This window comes from Methyloglobulus morosus KoM1, assembly GCF_000496735.2.
GTDB lineage: Bacteria > Pseudomonadota > Gammaproteobacteria > Methylococcales > Methylomonadaceae > Methyloglobulus > Methyloglobulus morosus.
Genome location: NZ_AYLO01000108.1, coordinates 1 through 19,615 on the forward strand (window position 1 = coordinate 1; position 19,615 = coordinate 19,615).

At 46.7% G+C, this 19,615-nt stretch carries 17 protein-coding genes and 1 pseudogene; 13 read left to right on the top strand and 5 right to left on the bottom strand.

Going from position 1 to position 19,615, the window contains the following annotated elements; genetic code table 11:
• Positions 1-127: 127 nt before the first annotated feature.
• The gene (locus MGMO_RS13860) at positions 128-1,468 is read right to left on the bottom strand and encodes a POT family MFS transporter (protein WP_036308192.1); all 1,341 of its coding nucleotides are present in this window, start codon (positions 1,466-1,468) and stop codon (positions 128-130) included.
• 229 nt (positions 1,469-1,697) lie between these two features.
• On the opposite strand from MGMO_RS13860, the gene pyrE reads away from it, so the two are divergent.
• The 13 genes from pyrE (at position 1,698) to glmS (ending at position 14,751) form a co-directional block, all read left to right on the top strand.
• Entirely contained in the window at positions 1,698-2,333 is a 636-nt protein-coding gene (gene pyrE / locus MGMO_RS13865; RefSeq protein WP_023495681.1) for an orotate phosphoribosyltransferase, read from the top strand.
• Positions 2,334-2,463: 130 nt separating this feature from the next.
• A complete protein-coding gene (locus tag MGMO_RS13870; protein WP_023495682.1) occupies positions 2,464-4,404 on the top strand; it encodes a dynamin family protein in 1,941 nt (646 codons plus the stop codon).
• A gap of 169 nt (positions 4,405-4,573) precedes the next feature.
• Entirely contained in the window at positions 4,574-4,930 is a 357-nt protein-coding gene (locus MGMO_RS13875) for an ATP synthase subunit I (RefSeq protein ID WP_023495683.1), read from the top strand.
• 19 nt (positions 4,931-4,949) lie between these two features.
• Positions 4,950-5,732: a F0F1 ATP synthase subunit A gene (atpB, locus tag MGMO_RS13880; RefSeq protein WP_023495684.1), complete on the top strand. Its 783-nt coding sequence runs from the start codon at positions 4,950-4,952 to the stop codon at positions 5,730-5,732.
• Positions 5,733-5,772: 40 nt separating this feature from the next.
• Positions 5,773-6,060, top strand: a complete 288-nt coding sequence (atpE, locus tag MGMO_RS13885; RefSeq protein WP_023495685.1) for a F0F1 ATP synthase subunit C — start codon at positions 5,773-5,775, stop codon at positions 6,058-6,060.
• Between the two features lie 36 nt (positions 6,061-6,096).
• Positions 6,097-6,567 carry a F0F1 ATP synthase subunit B gene (locus MGMO_RS13890; protein WP_023495686.1) on the top strand — a complete coding sequence of 157 codons (471 nt, stop codon included), beginning with the start codon at positions 6,097-6,099 and terminating at the stop codon, positions 6,565-6,567.
• A gap of 8 nt (positions 6,568-6,575) precedes the next feature.
• Positions 6,576-7,109, top strand: a complete 534-nt coding sequence (locus MGMO_RS13895; RefSeq protein ID WP_023495687.1) for a F0F1 ATP synthase subunit delta — start codon at positions 6,576-6,578, stop codon at positions 7,107-7,109.
• A gap of 13 nt (positions 7,110-7,122) precedes the next feature.
• Entirely contained in the window at positions 7,123-8,664 is a 1,542-nt protein-coding gene (gene atpA, locus MGMO_RS13900; RefSeq protein WP_023495688.1) for a F0F1 ATP synthase subunit alpha, read from the top strand.
• Between the two features lie 12 nt (positions 8,665-8,676).
• Entirely contained in the window at positions 8,677-9,540 is an 864-nt protein-coding gene (gene atpG / locus MGMO_RS13905) for a F0F1 ATP synthase subunit gamma (RefSeq protein WP_023495689.1), read from the top strand.
• A gap of 41 nt (positions 9,541-9,581) precedes the next feature.
• Positions 9,582-10,982 (top strand): F0F1 ATP synthase subunit beta, encoded by a 1,401-nt coding sequence (gene atpD / locus MGMO_RS13910; protein ID WP_023495690.1) that lies wholly within the window; start codon positions 9,582-9,584, stop codon positions 10,980-10,982.
• A gap of 38 nt (positions 10,983-11,020) precedes the next feature.
• Positions 11,021-11,443, top strand: coding sequence for a F0F1 ATP synthase subunit epsilon (locus MGMO_RS13915; protein WP_023495691.1), 423 nt, complete (start codon positions 11,021-11,023; stop codon positions 11,441-11,443).
• A 94-nt stretch (positions 11,444-11,537) separates the two neighbouring features.
• Entirely contained in the window at positions 11,538-12,908 is a 1,371-nt protein-coding gene (gene glmU / locus MGMO_RS13920) for a bifunctional UDP-N-acetylglucosamine diphosphorylase/glucosamine-1-phosphate N-acetyltransferase GlmU (protein ID WP_023495692.1), read from the top strand.
• 13 nt (positions 12,909-12,921) lie between these two features.
• Positions 12,922-14,751: a glutamine--fructose-6-phosphate transaminase (isomerizing) gene (gene glmS, locus MGMO_RS13925; RefSeq protein ID WP_023495693.1), complete on the top strand. Its 1,830-nt coding sequence runs from the start codon at positions 12,922-12,924 to the stop codon at positions 14,749-14,751.
• Between the two features lies 1 nt (position 14,752).
• On the opposite strand, the gene MGMO_RS13930 is transcribed toward glmS, so the two are convergent.
• The 4 genes and pseudogenes from MGMO_RS13930 to MGMO_RS13950 form a co-directional block, all read right to left on the bottom strand.
• A complete protein-coding gene (locus MGMO_RS13930) occupies positions 14,753-15,373 on the bottom strand; it encodes a Druantia anti-phage system protein DruA (RefSeq protein WP_023495694.1) in 621 nt (206 codons plus the stop codon).
• A 38-nt stretch (positions 15,374-15,411) separates the two neighbouring features.
• A pseudogene (locus MGMO_RS19105) lies at positions 15,412-15,977 on the bottom strand (transposase); the annotation flags it as partial.
• Positions 15,978-16,250: 273 nt separating this feature from the next.
• On the bottom strand, positions 16,251-17,714 hold the full coding sequence (locus MGMO_RS13945; protein ID WP_235557293.1) for a LamG-like jellyroll fold domain-containing protein: 1,464 nt from the start codon (positions 17,712-17,714) through the stop codon (positions 16,251-16,253).
• A 461-nt stretch (positions 17,715-18,175) separates the two neighbouring features.
• Complete coding sequence (locus tag MGMO_RS13950; RefSeq protein WP_023495697.1) at positions 18,176-19,480, bottom strand: nucleotide sugar dehydrogenase; 1,305 nt, start codon at positions 19,478-19,480, stop codon at positions 18,176-18,178.
• Positions 19,481-19,615: the final 135 nt, after the last annotated feature.

A 19,615-nucleotide genomic window follows, 5' to 3' on the forward strand; every position in this document is an offset into this window, starting at 1 on the left:
CAGTTCGTAAATAATATCTTTTTGCACAGGATTTTTGCCGCTCAATTTGAACATTTATAATATAAGGGAAGCTCTGCGGTTTATTAATTTCTTGACAAGGGATATATACAATAGAATAGAAGATATATCAACCGTCGTTATTGGGGAAATAATTGTATTTACGAAAATGAGAGCTTGTCCACAAAAATAATATCGTCGTAATTAACATTAAAATAGTAAAGAACCAAAAATAGCTGGCACCTTGGAGTTTGCTGGTGCCATCGGGATTTTGAATGAAGAAATTGACTGCGCTGGTAAACAGGTTCCCTGTGGCTATCGACAATAAATAGAAGGCCATCACAAAGGATTTCATGGTTTTGGGCGCTTGGTGGTAGGAAAATTCAAGGCAAGTGATGGAAACCATGACTTCTGCCGAAGTCAGGATAAGATACGCAATAAGCTGCCAGATAATATTAGGGATGCTGCCTCGGTCTAACTGCATCTGTATGGTGCTGGCAATGGCGAATGCGATCACAGTAAGGAACAGGCCGATCGCCATTTTTTTTACGTCAGTAAGTGCAAGCAGATTATTCAAGCGTGGATAGACAACATAGGTGAATAGCGGCGTCAGAAGCATGATCAGCAATGGATTGGTCGCCTGTATTTGCGAAGGCAGAAATTCTATTCCCAGGATAACACGATCCATTTTTTGCGCCTGCAATATCCAGGAAGAGCCTATTTGTTCGAAGAGCGCCCAAAATATCGCGATAAATGCGTAAACTGAGGCTAGTTTGCCTAAAGTAGCCATCCCAAATTGACTGAACATTTCCTTAATAAAAGTCATACCCGCTGGCTTGATGTGGACGAATTGATAACGGCCTGACCAAAAGGCCAAGGTGGCAATTAGCATCAATAAACCTGGAATCCCAAAGGCCAAAGACGGGCCGTAGCGATCCAGTAACCAGGGGATAATCAACATCGCTGCAAAAGCGCCGAAGTTTATGGCAAAATAAAACCAGCTAAACACGTTGCCAATCAGATGCCGGTTGGCTGGCCCGAACTGATCCCCAACATGCGCGGAAACACAAGGCTTGATGCCGCCAGCACCCAAAGCGATAAGACTTTGTCCCAGTAATAGCCCCATGCGGGTATTATCTAAAGCCAAGGCAAAATGACCCAAACAATAGACCAGTGATAACAAAATGATCGTGCGGTATTTTCCTAATAAGCCATCTGAAACCAATGCGCCTAATATTGGCATAAAATAAACGGCTGAGACAAACAAATGGAAATAGCCTTGTGCTTCCTGTTCGGACATCACTGCCGCTACCCCTGTGCTGTCGGTCAGGTATTGGGTCATGAATACGACCAGGATGGCCCGCATCCCGTAGTAGCTGAACCTTTCCGCCGCTTCATTGGCGATGATGTAAGGGATACCAGTGGGCAAGCTGGTTAGGTTAGGCTCAGGCTCGTGCTTGTAGGGTTTCATGTCATACTTGATAAGCTTGCTTTTTACTGTGAATTGTGGCTTTTTGAGAAGGACAAAAAACTTAAGCCCAGGAACGGTTGGGCTTAAGGCTAGCGCCATTATATCTACAATTTGTGTGCTTAGTATTGCAGAGCTAATCACAGTTTTAATCGAAATGTTAGAATCTGGGACGGATAATGCGAAGAGTTAAACTATAATCAACCAACCTATCTGAAAAACATAGAATTTAATGCTAGATTATCAAAAAAATTTCATCGCTTATTCGTTGGAGTGCGGTGTCCTGAAATTCGGTGAGTTTCTATTAAAATCAGGACGTACCAGTCCCTATTTTTTCAACACTGGCCTTTTTAACACCGGTGTAAAATTGGGCAAGTTGGGCGAATTTTATGCCCAGGCGTTGAAACAATCAGGGTTAGCGCCGGATATTCTTTATGGCCCGGCTTACAAGGGCATACCATTGGTAAGCTCCATGTCCATCGCTTATGCAAAATTAATGGACAGCGACATCCCCTTTGCATTTAACCGCAAAGAACCAAAAGAACACGGAGAGGGCGGTGTGTTGGTCGGTTCCAGTTTACAAGGCAAGGTTTTGATTGTTGACGATGTCATTACGGCCGGCACGTCAGTCAAGGAGTCTGTCGAGATTATTTCGCAAGCTGGTGCGACCCCAGCCGGTGTGCTGATTGCTTTGGACAGGCAGGAGATAGCGGAAAGTGGCCGTTCCGCTATCCAGGAAGTCACAGAATGCTTTAAAATCCCTGTCATAGCGATAATCAGCCTTGAAAACATTATCGATTACATTGAAAGCAACGCAATTGGGCAGATGGGAGCAATAGCCGATTATAGGAAGCGGTACGGAGTTTAAAAATTAAAAATATTTAAGCTTAACTAAATCTAACAGTTCTTGGGTTATAGTCTACAATTACTGGGAAATATTACGTCTGAAATTTTGACTATACTAATGTATAAAACATGTCGTTAATCAAAGGCTTGCCATGAGCAATATGGAATTTAAAGAACAAATGCACGAATACTCGCTATGGCGGGCAAAGTTGATACAAGGTATCGAAATGTATCACCAGTGGCGTATTCGCTACGATTTGAACGATTCCCACAGTAACAATACCATCCTGAATGTCCTTAGTGGCCTGCAATCAGACCGGATAACTCTGGCTTTCGTCGCCGAGTTTTCGCGCGGCAAAACAGAACTGATCAATTCCCTGTTCTTTGCAGAGACGGGCGTCAGATTGCTTCCGTCTTCAGCCGGACGCACCACCATGTCACCTACTGAGCTTTACTATGACGAAGAAGGCGGCAATTATATCCGCTTGTTAGATATAGAAAGTAGGCTTGAAGACGTATCAATGGCTGAATTCAAGGCCAATACAGCGAGATGGAAGCAGATTGACCTGGATTGTAACTCGCCTACCCAAATGCAGGAGGCCTTTAAAGAGTTGGTTGCCACCAAACAAGTCGATCGTGAACTTGCAGACAAGTTGGGTTTATGGAATGAAAAAGAAGCGGCAGAACAGGGTATTTTAAATCTAGTAAAAGTTGAAATACCTTGTTGGCGGCATGCCTTAATCAGTTTCCCCCACCCTTTACTAAAAGAAGGCTTGACCATTCTAGATACCCCCGGCCTGAATGCTTTGGGTGCAGAGCCTGAGTTGACCCTAAGCATGTTGCCGAGCGCACAAGCGGTCATATTCGTTATTGCCGCAGATACCGGTGTAACCAAGAGCGATATGGATATGTGGCGCAACCACGTCTGCCATGCCCGTGGCGGCAGCAAGCGTGGGTTGGCGGTTGTCATGAACAAAATCGATTCCATGTGGGACGATTTGGCGGGCGATTCGGGTTACCAAGCAGCCATTAAATCTCAGGTTGAAACCTCGGCGACGACTTTAAAAATAGAAACATCAGCCATTTTCCCTGTTTCTGCAAAGCAAGCCTTATTAGCTAAAGTAAAAGGCGACAAAGCGTTGCTGCAAAGGAGCAGGATTGATGTTTTAGAAAATTATTTAGCGGAAGGGATCGTTAATCAGCGGCGTTTTATCCTGATGGAAACCGTTACTAGGGATATAGGGTTTTTGGTGAATGAATCGCTAAACTTGACAGAATCCTCGTTGGCAAACGGAATTTCACAGCTCGAAGAATTTAAGAAAGTTGACTTTCAAAACCAAGACATGACCGGCAAGCTGATGGCGGAGACACGAGACCGCCAAAACCTGTACATGGCTAACATTGAGAACTTCCAGGCCAGCCGTCGGGTGTTTACTGTCCAGGCCAAGATGTTGATCGATTCTTTCTCTAAAGAACGTATCGACACCATTATCAGGAACACCAAGCATGACATGGAAAAAAGCCTGACCACTTACGGAATGAAGCAGAATATCCGTAAATTGTTCGACGACCTTCGGGACCTGCTTCAGGATTCCGTCGATATCACCAATGAAACCCGCCGGTTGGTCAAAGCCATACACAAAAAATTCCATGATGAGTATGGGTTTAAAGAAATTGAACCGCAACTGTTCTCGATTAAACAGTATCAGCTTGAACTGGAACAAGTCTTTGAAGAGGGCGAGAATTTCCGGGTCAGTGCAAAGACCACAATGACAGAGCAAAGTGTGGTCATTAACCGGCTATATAGCACCCTGATTGCGAAAGCCAGGAATATCCTAAGACAAGCCCATGCGGATGCAACGGCTTGGAGTGCCAGTGTGTTGATGCCCTTGATGCACCAGATTAAAGACCACAAGAAACAAATTGAAAACCGTTTGCAGATGCTCAAGAAGATGAACGACTCTAAGGGAACAGTGGCCGAAAATATTGCGACGCTTGAAGCCGAGATTGAGCCATTAAAAAAACAAAGGAACGAGCTGTTGATGATGCTTAAAACGATGCAGCTTAGCCCCAGTGCTGAGGGCAAAAAATAACGGATATTTAGCGGCTTTAAAGTTTTTAAATGTAAGGCGACTAATTAAGCTTAAGTTTTTGTCGATAAGCATTAGTTAATAAATGCGATACACAGCGTTAACGCTGTTCCATCTTGATTTAGTGTTTCCTGGCAGATATAATCCCTGCCGTTAAGTATTTGGAGGCAGTATGGCAATCGGCAATTTGTCTACTGTCGCTAAAATCCTGGGTTATCAAATGTTGATAATCACGGTTCTTAGTTTGGGCTTTGCTGTTGGGGGATGGCAAAAAGCCTTTTCATCGGCATTAGGCGGGTTGGCGGCCTTTATTCCGAACCTGTATTTTGCGTTGCGGGTGTCTGGATCGGCAGGGCAAGATCCCAGAAAGATTTTAAAGTCTTTCTACACGGGGGAGTCAGTGAAGTTGTTTTTAACGGCGGCACTGTTCTTACTGATTTTCCAATTTCCAAATTTAGAGATTTTGCCGTTGTTGGCAGGCTATATTGCCGCCTTATCGGTTTTTTGGTTTGCGCTTTTAATGCGCTGAATATTTTTGAAGAGGAACAATGGCTACCGAAGTTCACGCCGCTGAAGGTGCAACCGGTTATATCATCCACCACTTGACGCCATTAAGCGTGGGCGAAGGCTTTTTGACTTTACACCTGGATACCCTGTTTTTTTCGGCAATCTTGGGTTCCTTGTTTGTTTGGTTCTTCAAGAAAGCGGCGGATAATGCCACCACAGAAGTCCCGGGTCTGGTGCAAAATTTCGTCGAAATGATGGTTGAATTCGTTGATACCCAGGTAAAAGATAGTTTTCATGGGCATAGTAAACTGATTGCGCCGCTTGCATTGACCATATTCTGCTGGGTATTCCTATTCAACTTCATGGATTTGTTCCCAATAGACTTGTTGCCCGCTATTGGGTCAGTCATGGGTATCCCTTATCTGCGTGTAGTCCCCAGTACCGATTTGAATGCAACGTTTGCCTTATCCATAACCGTGTTCTGCCTGATTATTTTTTACAATCTAAAAATCAAAGGGTTGTGGAGTTTCTCTAAGGAATTATTGTTGCACCCATTTAACCATTGGCTGTTGATCCCCTTTAATATCCTGCTTAATTTTGTTGAATATCTGGCGAAGCCGATTTCGCTTGCGCTACGACTATTTGGAAACCTGTATGCGGGTGAATTGATATTCATGTTGATCGCTTTATTGCCGGCTTATCTCCAGCCCGTGTTGAGCCTACCCTGGGCAATTTTTCATATTTTGATTATCACGTTGCAAGCCTTTATCTTCATGGTATTGACCATCGTCTACCTGAGCATGGCGCACGAAGAAGCCCATTAACTATTTACTTACTTTTAATAACACTACGTTTGGAGTTGTCATGGAAATTGCTAAATTAATCGCCGATGTACAAGGTATGACCGCGATTGCCGTCGGTCTGGTTTTGGGTATGGGCGCGTTGGGAACCGCTATCGGCTTTGGTCTTTTGGGCGGAAAATTCCTGGAAGGCGCGGCACGTCAACCTGAGATGGTACCAATGTTACAGGTCAAAATGTTTATCGTTGCCGGCCTGTTGGATGCGGTCACCATGATCGGTGTTGGTTTGGCATTGTTCTTTACGTTTGCAAATCCATTCTTGTCAGCGGTACAAGCAGCGGCAGCGGGCTAAGGCTTTAAAAATAACAGTCACGCGAGGGAACAGTTCATGAGTATCAATATTACTCTGATTGGTCAAATGATTACGTTTGCGCTCCTGATATGGTTTGTCATGGAGTATGTCTGGCCGGTATTATTTGCTGCATTAGAAGAACGCAAAAAGAAAATCGCCGAAGGCTTGGCGGCGGCTGAAAAAGGCCAGGAAGAAATGCTCTTGGCGGAGCAAAAAGCCAAAGGTTTACTTAAAAACGCTAAAGATCAATCTTCCGAAATCGTCAGCATGGCACAAAAACAGGCAAGCGATATTGTGGAAGACTCAAAAAGTGCCGCAAAAAAAGAAGGCGACCGCCTGATTCTTGCGGCGAAAGCGCAGATTGAACAGGAAGTGCAACAAACCAAGGAAACCTTGCGAAAGGAAGTCGCGGCTCTCGCAGTCAGCGCGGCTGAGCAAATACTGGTTGCAGAAATCGACAAAACCAAACACCAGGAGATCGTAGAAAAAATCTCCAAAAGGTTATAAGGCCGATCATGAGCGAACTGGCAACATTGGCTAGACCTTATGCGACCGCCGTATTTAAGCGCGCCAAAGAAACGATCGGCGCTGCAAAATGGTCGGAACAACTGGCTTTTATGTCGGCAATTATCGCCAACAAAGAAATGTCCGTCTTGGTCAACAACCCAAAGGTCAAGAAAGAAAAATTGACTGGGTTGTTGCTCGATATTGGGCAAGGACATATCGACAGCGAAGGTAGTAACTTTCTTAAGGCGTTATTACAAAACAATCGCTTGGCATTGTTGCCTGACATTGCTAAACAGTTCGAGGAACTCAAGGCTGAAGATGAGGGCTATGTCGATGTCGACGTATTGACTGCTTTTGCTTTTACCAAAGAGGCAGAGAAAAAATTTGCCGCCACGTTGGAAAAAACATTAAGCAAAAAAATACACATGAATGTGGCCGTGGATAATTCATTGATAGGCGGTGTCCTGGTAAGAGCAGGCGACCGGGTGATTGATGGTTCCATTAGAGGCCAACTCCAAAATTTGCGTAAGGCTCTACAGTAAGAGAGAAATAGACATGCAATTAAATCCATCTGAAATCAGCGACCTGATAAAAAAGAAAATCGAAAACTTCGATCTTAGCGCAGAATCCCACACGGAAGGCACGGTTGTGAGCGTGACTGACGGTATCGTGCGAGTCCACGGCTTGTCCCAAGCCATGCAAGGCGAAATGCTGGAATTCCCTGGCAATGCTTTTGGCATGGCGCTCAACTTGGAACGGGATTCCGTCGGTGCGGTCATCTTGGGAGCGTATCAGCATATTTCGGAAGGTGACACCGTTAAATGTACGGGTAAAATTTTGGAAGTCCCTGTCGGTGAAGCCTTATTGGGCCGGGTGGTCGATGCCTTGGGCAATCCCATCGACGGTAAAGGTGCAATCAAGACCAAGGAAACCTCGCCCATCGAAAAAATCGCACCTGGCGTAATCGCCCGTCAATCGGTAGACCAGCCGGTGCAAACAGGTTTGAAATCCATTGATGCGATGATCCCCATTGGACGCGGCCAACGCGAATTGATTATCGGCGACCGCCAAACCGGAAAAACTGCTATCGCCATTGATGCCATCATCAACCAGAAAGGCACGGGCATTAAATGTATTTACGTGGCGATTGGGCAAAAACGTTCATCCATTGCCAACGTGGTTCGCAAACTGGAAGAACACGGCGCAATGGAACATACCATTATCGTCGCGGCTTCCGCCTCTGAATCTGCCGCCTTGCAATTTATCGCACCTTATACCGGTTGCTCGATGGGCGAATTCTTTAGGGATCGCGGCGAAGATGCGCTTATCATTTATGACGACTTGACCAAGCAGGCTTGGGCTTATCGCCAAGTGTCGCTGTTGCTGCGCCGTCCGCCAGGACGTGAAGCCTATCCAGGTGACGTATTCTATCTTCACTCGCGCTTGCTAGAACGAGCCGCCCGTATCAATGCTGACGAAGTCGAAAAACTGACGAAAGGCAAAGTCAAAGGCAAGACCGGATCGCTTACCGCGTTACCGATCATCGAAACCCAAAGCGGCGACGTATCGGCGTTCGTACCGACCAACGTCATTTCCATTACTGACGGACAGATCTTCCTGGAAACCAACCTGTTCAACTCAGGCATCCGGCCTGCCGTGAATGCCGGCTTGTCGGTTTCCCGTGTCGGTGGTGCAGCCCAGACCAAGATCATCAAGAAATTGGGCGGTGGTACCCGTCTGGACTTGGCGCAATACCGCGAATTGGCGGCGTTCGCACAGTTTGCATCAGACCTGGACGAAAGCACACGCAAGCAGATCGAGCGTGGGCAACGGGTCACCGAATTGATGAAGCAAAACCAATATGCGCCGATGTCGGTTGCCCAGATGGCGATGTCGCTGTTTGCTGCCAACGAGGGCTACCTGGATGCGGTGGAAGTCAATAAGGTTCTGGCATTTGAAGCGGGCTTACATGGCTACATGAAATCGGAGCATTCCGCCTTGATGGATACCATCAACACGACAGGCGATTTTTCTGATGACATCAAAAATGGTATGAAGAACGCGATTGAGTCCTTCATCGAAACACGCAGTTGGTAACAAGGACGACTGATGGCTGTTGGTAAAGAAATACGGACGAAGATCGCCAGTATCAAGAATACGCAAAAGATCACGCGCGCGATGGAAATGGTTGCGGCCAGCAAGATGCGCAAGACGAAAGAACGGATGCAAGCGACGCGGCCTTATTCAAAAAGGATAGGACAGATCATCAAGCATTTGGCACATGCCAATCCTGAATATAAGCACAGTTTCCTGATCCAGCGTGAAGTCAAGCGTGTAGGCATTATAATCGTCAGTTCTGACCGTGGCTTATGCGGAGGGTTGAACGCCAATTTATTTAGAAAAATCTTGGTTCAACTAACCGAGTGGGAAAAAATCGGTGTTGAGGCCGATGTTTGTACCATAGGCACAAAAGCTTCCGGTTTTTTCAGCAACCTGAAAACTAACTTGGTTGGTCAAGTCACCAAGTTGGGCGATACGCCTCATTTAAACGACATCGTCGGCATTATCAAGATCATGCTGGATGCTTATGCGGAAGGCTGGATCGACGAGTTGTATGTGGTCAACAACGAATTCGTCAATACCATGACGCAACTGCCTACCATCAACAAAATGCTGCCCGTTGTAGCGGATGAAATAGAAGAATCCCTGACCGGGCATTGGGACTATATTTACGAACCGGATGCCAAAGAAGTGCTGGATCACCTGTTGACCCGCTATATAGAATCTATTGTTTTCCAAGGCATGGTCGAGAACAATGCCTGCGAGCAAGCGGCAAGAATGGTGGCGATGAAGAGTGCCTCCGACAATGCCGGCAACCTTATCAAAGAATTACAATTGATCTATAACAAGGCCAGACAAGCGGCGATCACCCAGGAAATCTCCGAGATCGTTGGTGGAGCGGCGGCGGTTTAGGACAGTAGCAAAACGAATTAATTATTTAAGAGGACAACTCAATGAGTTTGGGTAAAATCGTTCAGATCATAGGCGCGGTCGTTGACGTGGAGTTTTCACGTGAAGAGATGCCCAAGGTTTATGATGCGTTAAATGTACAAGGTAAAGATTTGGTGCTGGAAGTCCAGCAACAACTGGGCGACGGCGTGGTCAGGACTATCGCAATGGGCAGCACGGACGGCCTGAGTCGCGGTTTGGATGTTGCCAATACCAATGCACCGATTGCTGTGCCTGTCGGCCTGGAGACCTTGGGTCGTATTATGAACGTCTTGGGTCAACCCATCGACGAAAAAGGCGCAATTGGCGAAAAAGTCAAATGGGGCATACACCGTGAAGCGCCCAGTTACGTAGAGCAAGCCGCCGCCACTGAACTGTTGGAAACCGGTATCAAGGTTATCGACTTGGTTTGCCCTTTCACCAAAGGCGGAAAAGTCGGCTTGTTCGGCGGTGCGGGTGTAGGCAAAACCGTCAACATGATGGAGTTGATTAATAACATCGCGACCCAGCATTCAGGCTTATCGGTGTTTGCGGGGGTAGGTGAACGGACGCGTGAAGGTAACGATTTCTACCATGAAATGCAGGAAGCCGGTGTTATCAACATAGAGGACCTTTCAAAATCCAAAGTGGCGATGGTCTATGGCCAAATGAACGAGCCGCCTGGAAACAGGCTTCGGGTTGCGTTGACCGGATTGACGATGGCGGAGTATTTCCGTGATGAAGGCCGCGACGTGTTATTCTTCGTGGACAATATTTATCGTTATACCTTGGCGGGTACGGAAGTGTCTGCGTTGTTAGGCCGTATGCCTTCTGCGGTGGGTTATCAGCCAACATTGGCGGAAGAAATGGGTGTGTTGCAGGAACGTATTACCTCAACCAAAAAAGGTTCTATCACCTCAATCCAAGCGGTCTATGTCCCTGCGGATGACTTGACCGACCCATCGCCAGCCACAACATTCGCGCATTTGGACGCAACCGTGGTGCTGTCGCGCCAGATTGCCGAATTAGGTATTTACCCGGCGGTAGACCCATTGGATTCTACCAGTCGCCAGCTTGATCCGCTGGTAATTGGACAAGAGCATTATTCCGTCGCGCGGAAGGTTCAAGGCGTGTTGCAACGCTATAAAGAATTACGCGACATTATTGCCATTCTGGGTATGGACGAATTGTCGGAAGACGACAAACTCGTTGTCGTCAGGGCGCGTAAAATCCAGCGTTTCCTATCACAACCGTTCACCGTTGCCGAGGTCTTCACGGGGTCGCCAGGGAAGTACGTCTCCCTGAAAGATACGATTGCCGGGTTTAAGGGCATTATCGAAGGCGAATACGATGCCATCCCAGAACAAGCGTTTTACATGGTTGGGACAATAGATGAAGCGCTGGAAAAAGCGAAGAAACTAAAATAAAGATTCGACCCGAAATTTAGCAGTAATTAGAGAATATTATGGTCATGACCGTACATGTGGATATCGTAAGCGCTGAGAAGGAAATCTTTTCCGGTTCGGCCGAAATGGTGTTCGCGCCTGCCGAATTGGGTGAAGTGGGCATTACACCCCGTCACGCGCCGTTCATCACTCGTCTAAAACCCGGCGAAGTGCGTGTAAAAGTCAGCGATACTGAAAGCCATCCTTTCTACGTCTCCGGTGGAATGCTGGAAGTGCAGCCGCATTTGGTTACTGTGTTGGCAGACACGGCGATTCGGGCGAAAGACATTGATGAAGCCGCCGCTATCGAAGCCAAAGCAAGGGCCGAGGAAGCCTTGGTCGACAAATCCGGCAAGATCGATTATGCCACCGCGCAGGCGCAATTGGCGGAAGCCATCATGCAATTAAGGACATTGGATAGGCTCAGAAAGCGCGGTGTTTAATTAATAACTTGACCAAAAGTTTTATATAGTCAGAAAAAGTACAGGCCTGATAATGTATGATTGCATTATCGGGCTTTTTTGTTTAGGGGGATAAATGACGATTACCACTATCATTCTGGCGGCGGGCAAAGGTACGCGCATGCGGTCTGCACTCCCCAAAATCATGCATAAAATAGCCGACAGGTCGTTGTTGGAACATGTTTACGGCATGAGCAGACAACTCACTGAAAATAAGGTCAAGATCGTTTTTGGGCATGGCGGTGATTTGGTCAAGGAAAGCCTAAAACAGCTAGAAGCTAGCTGGATAGAACAAAGACAGCAATTAGGCACGGGTCATGCGGTAATGCAGGTTGCCGACCAAATAGATGGCAGGGATACCGTACTGATCTTGTATGGCGATGTCCCTTTATTAAAGCTTGAAACAATAAAAATGCTATTGGCGAATGTCGGTGACAAGTCGCTAGGCTTACTTACCGTCAACCTGACCGACCCTAAAGGTTACGGTAGGATAATTAGGGATTCCCACGGTCAAGTACAAAAAATTGTCGAAGAAAAAGATGCCACCAATGACGAAAAACTCATCAAGGAAGTCAATACGGGCATCATGGCGGTTAAAGGGGACAAGCTAAAGTCCTGGTTAACCCAATTAAAGAATGACAATGCCCAAGGCGAATATTATTTGACCGGCATCATCGAACTGGCAGTGGCTGAACACATTCGGATTATTACCAACCATCCCCATTCAGAAGATGAAGTTATGGGCGTAAACAACCGGATGCAACTTAGTCATTTGGAAAGAGTCTATCAGCGGGAACAGGCGGTACGCTTAATGGAGCAAGGTGTTACTTTTCGCGACCCCGCGCGGTTTGATTTAAGGGGCAGCATCGAATCTTTAGGGCAAGACATTGAGATAGACATCAATGTTATTCTGGAAGGAAAAAATAACTTAGGCAGCAACATCGTTATCGGTGCAAATACGCGAATCAAGAATTCCATTATTGGGGATAATGTAGAAATTCTTGATAACTGTTTCATCGAGAATGCCGTTATCGGCCCAGGTAGCCGTATCGGCCCATTCGCCAGATTACGTCCCGAGACCGTGTTGGGGACAAACGTCCATATCGGCAATTTTGTGGAAATTAAGAAGTCAGACGTAGCAGACAAAAGCAAAATCAACCATTTAAGTTATATAGGCGATACAACGGTAGGCAGCAACGTCAATATTGGTGCGGGGACGATCACTTGCAATTATGACGGGGCCAACAAATATAGGACAGTAATTGAAGACGGCGCCTTCATCGGTTCGGACACGCAATTGATCGCGCCTGTCACGGTTGGCAAGAATGCCACGATAGGTGCTGGTTCAACCATTACAAAAGACAGCCCTGAAAACCAACTGACCTTGAGCCGCGCAAAACAGGTTTCGGTTGCGGGGTGGCAACGACCAGTCAAAAAAGTAAGCTAAAAGGATAGATGATATGTGTGGAATCGTAGGTGGCATCGCGCAAAGAAATGTAGTCCCTATCTTGTTGGAAGGTTTAAAACGGCTTGAATACCGAGGTTACGATTCGGCGGGGATGGCGGTCATCCACAACCATGAAATTTACAGGAAGCGTGAGCTCGGCAAGGTCAAGGGCTTGGAAGCCTTGTTGCAAGCCGATCCCATCTCAGGCCATATAGGCATAGCCCATACCCGTTGGGCAACACACGGAAAGCCCAGTACCCAAAATGCCCATCCTCATATCTGTCGCAATAAGGTGACGGTTGTCCATAACGGCATCATCGAAAACCATGAACAGCTAAGAAGCCAGCAGCTTGAACGAGGCTATGAATTCACTTCGCAAACTGATACCGAAGTCATCGTCCACCAAATCTATGACGCGCTTGAATCCACAAATGATTTTGTCGGGGCCGTCAAGCAAGCCGTCGCCAAGCTGGAAGGTGCGTATGCCTTGGGCATATTAAGCACAGGCCACCCCGATACCTTGGTTGCCTGCCGGAAAGGCAGCCCTTTGGTGATTGGGGTAGGGATTGGCGAATACTTCATCGCTTCAGACGTGGCGGCTTTGCTCCCAGTCACACAACGGTTTATTTTCCTTGAAGACGGGGATATTGCCGCGATTGGTATCAATGACCTGGTCATCTACGATAAGGATGACAACATCGTTAGCCGCCCCATCAAAGACAGCCAACTCACCGCTGAAGCCGCTGAAAAGGGCGAATATCGGCACTACATGCTTAAAGAAATCTATGAGCAGCCGTTCGCTATTTCGCAAACCTTGGAAGGTCGCTTCATCAATAACCGCTTACAGGAAAACGCCTTTGGGTTTAATGCCCCAGATATTTTCGACAACACTAAGGCTATTCTTATCTTGGCTTGCGGCACCAGTTACCATGCTGGCCTTGTCGCCCGCTACTGGTTGGAAGAACTGGCACGTGTCCCATGCAGCATCGAAGTTGCCAGCGAATTCCGTTACCGGAATCCGGTTCTTGCGCCAGACACCTTGGTAGTCACCATTTCCCAGTCTGGTGAAACCGCCGATACTCTGGCTGCCTTGCAGGAAGCCAAAAAACTGGGTGCCAAGCACTCCTTAACCATTTGCAATGTGCCGGAAAGCTCCTTGGTCAGGGAATCCGATCTCGTTCTGATGACCCGTGCCGGCCCTGAAATTGGCGTTGCTTCAACTAAAGCCTTCACGACCCAGTTAGTCACCCTGATGCTACTGGTTATTGCGATGGGGCGACGGTTTCAATTAAGCGATATTATGGAAGCGAAGTTGACTTCGGAATTGTTCGCCTTGCCTGGAAAAATCGAAAAAGTATTGCGGTTAGACAATGAAATCAAGGTGTTGTCCGAACAATTCGCGGACAAAGAACATGCCTTATTTCTCGGCAGGGGCACACATTATCCCATTGCGATGGAAGGTGCGTTAAAACTCAAAGAAATTTCCTACATTCATGCCGAGGCCTATCCTGCCGGAGAATTGAAACACGGGCCGTTGGCGCTTATTGATGCCGATATGCCGGTCATCACCGTTGCCCCAAACAACAGCCTGCTGGAGAAACTCAAATCCAACATGCAGGAAGTCAGTGCGCGTGGCGGACAGCTAATCGTATTCATGGACGAAACCTTGTCTTCGTCCCCAGATAGCAATGTCCAAATCCTGAAAATTCCGCAAGTGGACAACGAAATATCGCCGATTGTGTACACGGTGCCGTTGCAGTTACTCTCCTACCACGTCGCCGTCCTAAAAGGCACTGATGTCGATCAGCCAAGGAACCTGGCAAAGTCGGTGACGGTGGAGTGATTCAAATTTCAAAATAATTTGGATTAAACCACTTAACTTCTTCTATTATTTTATTGTTATTCTTACGTTGTCTAAGCCAGTGTTCTCGCCAATAGTTTGTTAGCGTATTTACATTTTGATTATAAAAATCAAGATAAGTGTCTTTTTGGTTTAAAAAACTAATTGTGTTTTTAGCATACGGCACAAAATATATTTTCCTTTTAAAAGAATGCATTAATAAATTATCTGGGTTAAATCCTAATAACTCTCCTGCGTTTCTTATGACTCGCATAGTCCAACTTGGGCCGTCACCAAATTTATTGCTTACAATTATTCCTTGTTCCTTAAGGAAGTCGTTCATGGCTTTAAAAGTTTCAGTGGTTAGATGCAAAGTACCGTACCCCTTCGTCTCGCCAATTGGTGAATAGAGCAATCTATCTTTAAATTTCAAACGATTATATTGAGAACTTTTGCCATACAAGCTAGTGGTAAATATTCCTGCTAACTGATTATATTTCGTATCCCTGTATTTTTGATGGAAAAGTTCGCGCACTTCTTTAGAAACAATAAGATACGATACAAGTTTGCCCCCTAAAAGATAATTGTAAGGTGGTAATGCGCCGATTACATAGGCATCCATCATGTAATTCAGGTTTTTTGTCCGTGTGTTGGTGTCCCAACCACTAGCACACAGATCTGTTCGTCGGAGACCCCTCTTTTAGTGGCGCTGCCGCCGCGCTTTCTAGGCGTGCGCCCCAAGTTCCGCTTGCCCTTGTCCGATTCCAGCAGGTAGGTTTCATCGGCTTCGGTGATGCCGCGCAGCTGGGACGGGCAATCCTGGCTGATCCAGCTTAAGAACCGGTGCCGCCAACGGAAACTGGTGTTGCGGTGGATGCCGGTGTCGGCGGCAGCTTGGCGTACGGTCAGCGATTGCTTCACCGCAGCCAAGTAGCCCAGCCATTTTGGCTTGCCACGAAGCCGTGCCAGGGGCGTTCCGGTCAGGGCATTGAAGGTCTTGTGGCACTGTTGGCAACGGTAACGCTGCAACCCGCCAGCACAACCAAAGCGGTACAACTCGGCACTGGCACAATGAGGACAAGACTTTTGCACTCAAAGCAGGCCTCGATCACGTCAAAGACTTTGGCCTCGTCGCTGGCTTGGTTCAATGAAGCGCTCAACCGTTTGCGCTGATGATGATCCAGCTCCCGAAGGGCGGTGACTAACTGCATGAATTCGCCGTTGTTCATGATGCTCTCCCAGAGGAATCCTATATAAATCATTCGACTGTAGAAGCAGATGAAAATTCCATATTTAACGGTGACATAGCCTTACTAAATGACCTTACCCGGCTCTTGTGGACACTCGGTTAAGCGGTTTTTTGTTTCAAAAGCATCTGGGCTGAGGGGGCCTAGTTTTGAGTGAAGCCGTTTGCTATTACAATACTCTTCGCATATTCGAACACATGGCGCTTGGTTTCGAATAACTGCATTGTCATGAAAAGGTGTCCTGCTATGTGACTGTTAAGAATAAAGATCATGCTTTCCAGGCCGACGCACAGAAGCTGCTACGGACGCTCCTCCGGCTAAACTAACCAGCGGTAGCATCCAGGTGTTAAACGCAGGTAGATTTGGTGCAGTGACAGTGAGAAGTAGCAAACCTGCAGCGAAGCTGATTCCGAGCAATATAGGCCACTGATATGACGGCCAGATGCCAATGCAGGCGAGCGCTACGAGTACGCCTAAAGTGGCAGCAATTCCTGGAAGTTCCTTATCTTCATTATCGGACAATGATCCACAGTGAAAGCTATTAGAGGCATGATTTACTGTGGGAACTTGAATGACTCCAGCATGCATTACAGCCGCGATTTGGGACTTCGTGAGCGCAAATGAGTAAATACGCACGTCATCAATTGATCCCGAGAAATTGAATTGTTTGGAATCACTTCTTCTGCCGACATAGACCAACCCGCGAGAACTGCGCTGTACACCGCTTACCGAGCCGAGCAGAAAGCCGTTGTCCAACTCTCCATTCAAGTAAACATCTAGCGTCTGGGCCGCAGCGTTGTAGACTCCGACCACATGATACCAGGTATTTAGGGCTAGAGAAGTCGCTCCGTAACGTGACATGAGGTTTCCGCATGCATCGGTGAGTTTGAAACCGATCGTGCGCGATCCCCTGTCAATCGTTGTGTCCAACTGATACCCACGATCATTTTGGAGCTGTGAAACAATCGCCGCATCATCGACGGGATAAGAACTGGATTTGATCCAGGCAGTAATCGTCATGTTGCCGGCGAGGCGAAGTACTGTCGAATGTCCAAAGTCGATGTAATTCGTGCCATCAAAAACGGCTGCGTTGCCCATCATGCCATTAAGACGTATCGGCTCTTTGCTGAACTTGCCCGTCATTTCGTGCCCGGAAAAATCCAAAACCGTGCGACCGCTATTTTCGTCGAGCTTCCAAAGGGCTTCGAGAGTCCCTGGTGATGAGGTTCCCCTTGAACTAATGGGGTCGCTAGATAGTGTCCAAACGTAAAGAATCAGCGCGACCGTCAGCAACGCCGCAAATATCGCATTCCATCTGCTGATCCGGATCGCAGGCGAACGAATCGTCCAACGCAAGCTCACGAGAGCTCCTAAAGTTGCACCGGATACGTTCGATATCACATCAGAAACCCCTGGGTATCGGTGCATTATTATTAACTGGCTCGTTTCTGAAAACGTCGAAATCAGTGTGGCGAAGAAGCAGGCTCTCAGCAAACCAAATTCTCCAAATATAATTCCGATAGGTATGTACCCAATAATATTTGCGATGACATCGGAGACAACAGAAAAATCTTTGAAGGCAAAGCTAAAATTAGCCCCTCCAAGTGGTCGAAACTCGATCGGAATTGCAGTCGCGGCAAAAACAAGAAAGATCACTGGAAGCATCAACGTGATCCGGACTGTGGAACGGCTGCTATTGGAAAGTAATTGATAATTCAATCGGGTACTTCGAAAAATTTGTTACTTTCATGATACCACAAGCTCAGCGCGAAATTCCATGTGGTGGGTAATACTGGACAAAATGAATCCTTTTCCTTAATGTTCCAAATAGTGCCATAGGCTTTATGTGGCCTATAGCGATATTTAAAGTATCAAGACATTATGGCCAGTGATTGCTGATGATTAAAATTCCAGGCTAAGTTTCTTACCATAATCGTAAACCCAACTTAACGGATCAGTCCTAACCCGCCATGACCAATCCATGAGAGCTTGGGTGCTTAGGCATTGAAATAAAATGGCAGAACGGGAAGTCATTGAACCCATTTGTTTTTGCATATTTGATTCTTCAAATCAAACTAAAACGACATTTCGAATATGACGCCTAGTCTATCGCTCAGTTGGCGACAAAAGCTTTAATTAGGAAGCCAGCAATTTCCATATTGCTGGCTTAAACCTTATAGTTAAGCCTTGAAAATTTGGCTTGATTCCCGTAAATAGCGCCCCCTTGTATCAATAATCAGCTTGGCGCTTGATTTAATTAAATCATAATCAAACCTGTCGTGGTCGGTAGCCAACAGGACACAATCGTAACCGGCGATTAAATCTTGGCTGAGCTGCACGCTACTTAGGTCGAAGTTGTGTTGTCTCATTTTGGGGAAAATAGGGACATAAGGATCGCTGTACGACACTTCCGCGCCAAGATCGCGCAATTTTTCCATCAACACGACTGACGGGGATTCGCGCATATCATCGACGTTCTTCTTATAGGAAATGCCCAACACCAAAACGCGGCTGCCATTGATCGATTTCTTCAAGGAATTCAATGCGGCGGTAACCTTGGCTATGACGTAATCCGGCATCGAAGAATTAACTTCCCCAGCCAATTCGATGAACCGTGTGTGCACCCCGTATTCACGGGCCTTCCAGGTCAAGTAGAAAGGGTCAATCGGGATGCAGTGGCCACCGAGACCCGGCCCAGGATAGTAAGGCACAAAGCCAAAAGGCTTGGTGGCGGCGGCACGGATGACTTCGTGGATATCGATGCCCATCTTGTCAGCCACCATTTTCATTTCATTGACCAAGCCGATATTGACTGCACGGTGAATATTTTCCAGCAGCTTGGTAAGTTCCGCTGCCCGCGTGGAACTGACGGGTACGACCCGATCTATCACTTGGCCGTACAAGGCCAAGCCAACTTCAAGGCAAGACGGCGTGTAGCCTCCGCACACCTTGGGAATGGTGCGGGTAGTAAAATTGATATTGCCGGGGTCTTCGCGCTCTGGCGAATACACCAGGAAAGCATTTTCACCAACTTTAAGCCCCGTGGATTCAATTCTTGGCAACAATTCTTCATCTGTTGTTCCAGGATAAGTCGTGCTTTCCAGGGAAACGACTTGCCCAGGCCTTAAATAAGGCAATAAGGAATCAGTGGTGTTTGTGACAAAACTTAAGTCAGGTTCGCGGTATTGGTTTAGCGGGGTCGGTACACAAAGGATTAGGGCATCGGCTTCAGAAACGCGTGAGAAATGGGTCGTGGCTTCAAAACCGTGGCCTATGGCGTTTTGAATTAAACTTTCCGGGATATGTTCAATATAACTTTTGCCGGCGTTAAGTACAGTTACCTTTTCTGGGTCAATATCAAAACCGATAACCTTGTAGCCCACCTCGCAAAAACGGATAGTCAGCGGAAGGCCGACATAGCCTAAACCAACAATTCCAATTATCGCTTGTTTATTTGTTAATTTCTGAGTTAACGAAAATTTCATTTTAATACGGCCTTGAAAAAAATAAGTCTAGTATATTATGCTCTGCATAAGTGACGGAAAAAATTTTTCTCAAAGAAATACGGGATAAGAATTTGTAAGATTTGCACAAATGTTGACGTCAAGTCAAAACCGAAC

Excerpts from the sequence above, each read along its gene's own strand:
- MGMO_RS13860 (WP_036308192.1), bottom strand. The coding sequence starts at position 1,468 with ATGAAACCCTACAAGCACGAGCCTGAGCCTAACCTAACCAGCTTGCCC.
- atpE (WP_023495685.1), top strand. The coding sequence starts at position 5,773 with ATGGAAATTGCTAAATTAATCGCCGATGTACAAGGTATGACCGCGATT.
- MGMO_RS13950 (WP_023495697.1), bottom strand. The coding sequence starts at position 19,480 with ATGAAATTTTCGTTAACTCAGAAATTAACAAATAAACAAGCGATAATT.
- MGMO_RS13915 (WP_023495691.1), top strand. The coding sequence starts at position 11,021 with ATGGTCATGACCGTACATGTGGATATCGTAAGCGCTGAGAAGGAAATC.
- MGMO_RS13870 (WP_023495682.1), top strand. The coding sequence starts at position 2,464 with ATGAGCAATATGGAATTTAAAGAACAAATGCACGAATACTCGCTATGG.
- atpA (WP_023495688.1), top strand. The coding sequence starts at position 7,123 with ATGCAATTAAATCCATCTGAAATCAGCGACCTGATAAAAAAGAAAATC.
- MGMO_RS13930 (WP_023495694.1), bottom strand. The coding sequence starts at position 15,373 with ATGATGGATGCCTATGTAATCGGCGCATTACCACCTTACAATTATCTT.
- atpB (WP_023495684.1), top strand. The coding sequence starts at position 4,950 with ATGGCTACCGAAGTTCACGCCGCTGAAGGTGCAACCGGTTATATCATC.
- glmS (WP_023495693.1), top strand. The coding sequence starts at position 12,922 with ATGTGTGGAATCGTAGGTGGCATCGCGCAAAGAAATGTAGTCCCTATC.
- MGMO_RS13895 (WP_023495687.1), top strand. The coding sequence starts at position 6,576 with ATGAGCGAACTGGCAACATTGGCTAGACCTTATGCGACCGCCGTATTT.
- MGMO_RS13875 (WP_023495683.1), top strand. The coding sequence starts at position 4,574 with ATGGCAATCGGCAATTTGTCTACTGTCGCTAAAATCCTGGGTTATCAA.
- pyrE (WP_023495681.1), top strand. The coding sequence starts at position 1,698 with ATGCTAGATTATCAAAAAAATTTCATCGCTTATTCGTTGGAGTGCGGT.
- atpG (WP_023495689.1), top strand. The coding sequence starts at position 8,677 with ATGGCTGTTGGTAAAGAAATACGGACGAAGATCGCCAGTATCAAGAAT.
- MGMO_RS13890 (WP_023495686.1), top strand. The coding sequence starts at position 6,097 with ATGAGTATCAATATTACTCTGATTGGTCAAATGATTACGTTTGCGCTC.
- glmU (WP_023495692.1), top strand. The coding sequence starts at position 11,538 with ATGACGATTACCACTATCATTCTGGCGGCGGGCAAAGGTACGCGCATG.
- atpD (WP_023495690.1), top strand. The coding sequence starts at position 9,582 with ATGAGTTTGGGTAAAATCGTTCAGATCATAGGCGCGGTCGTTGACGTG.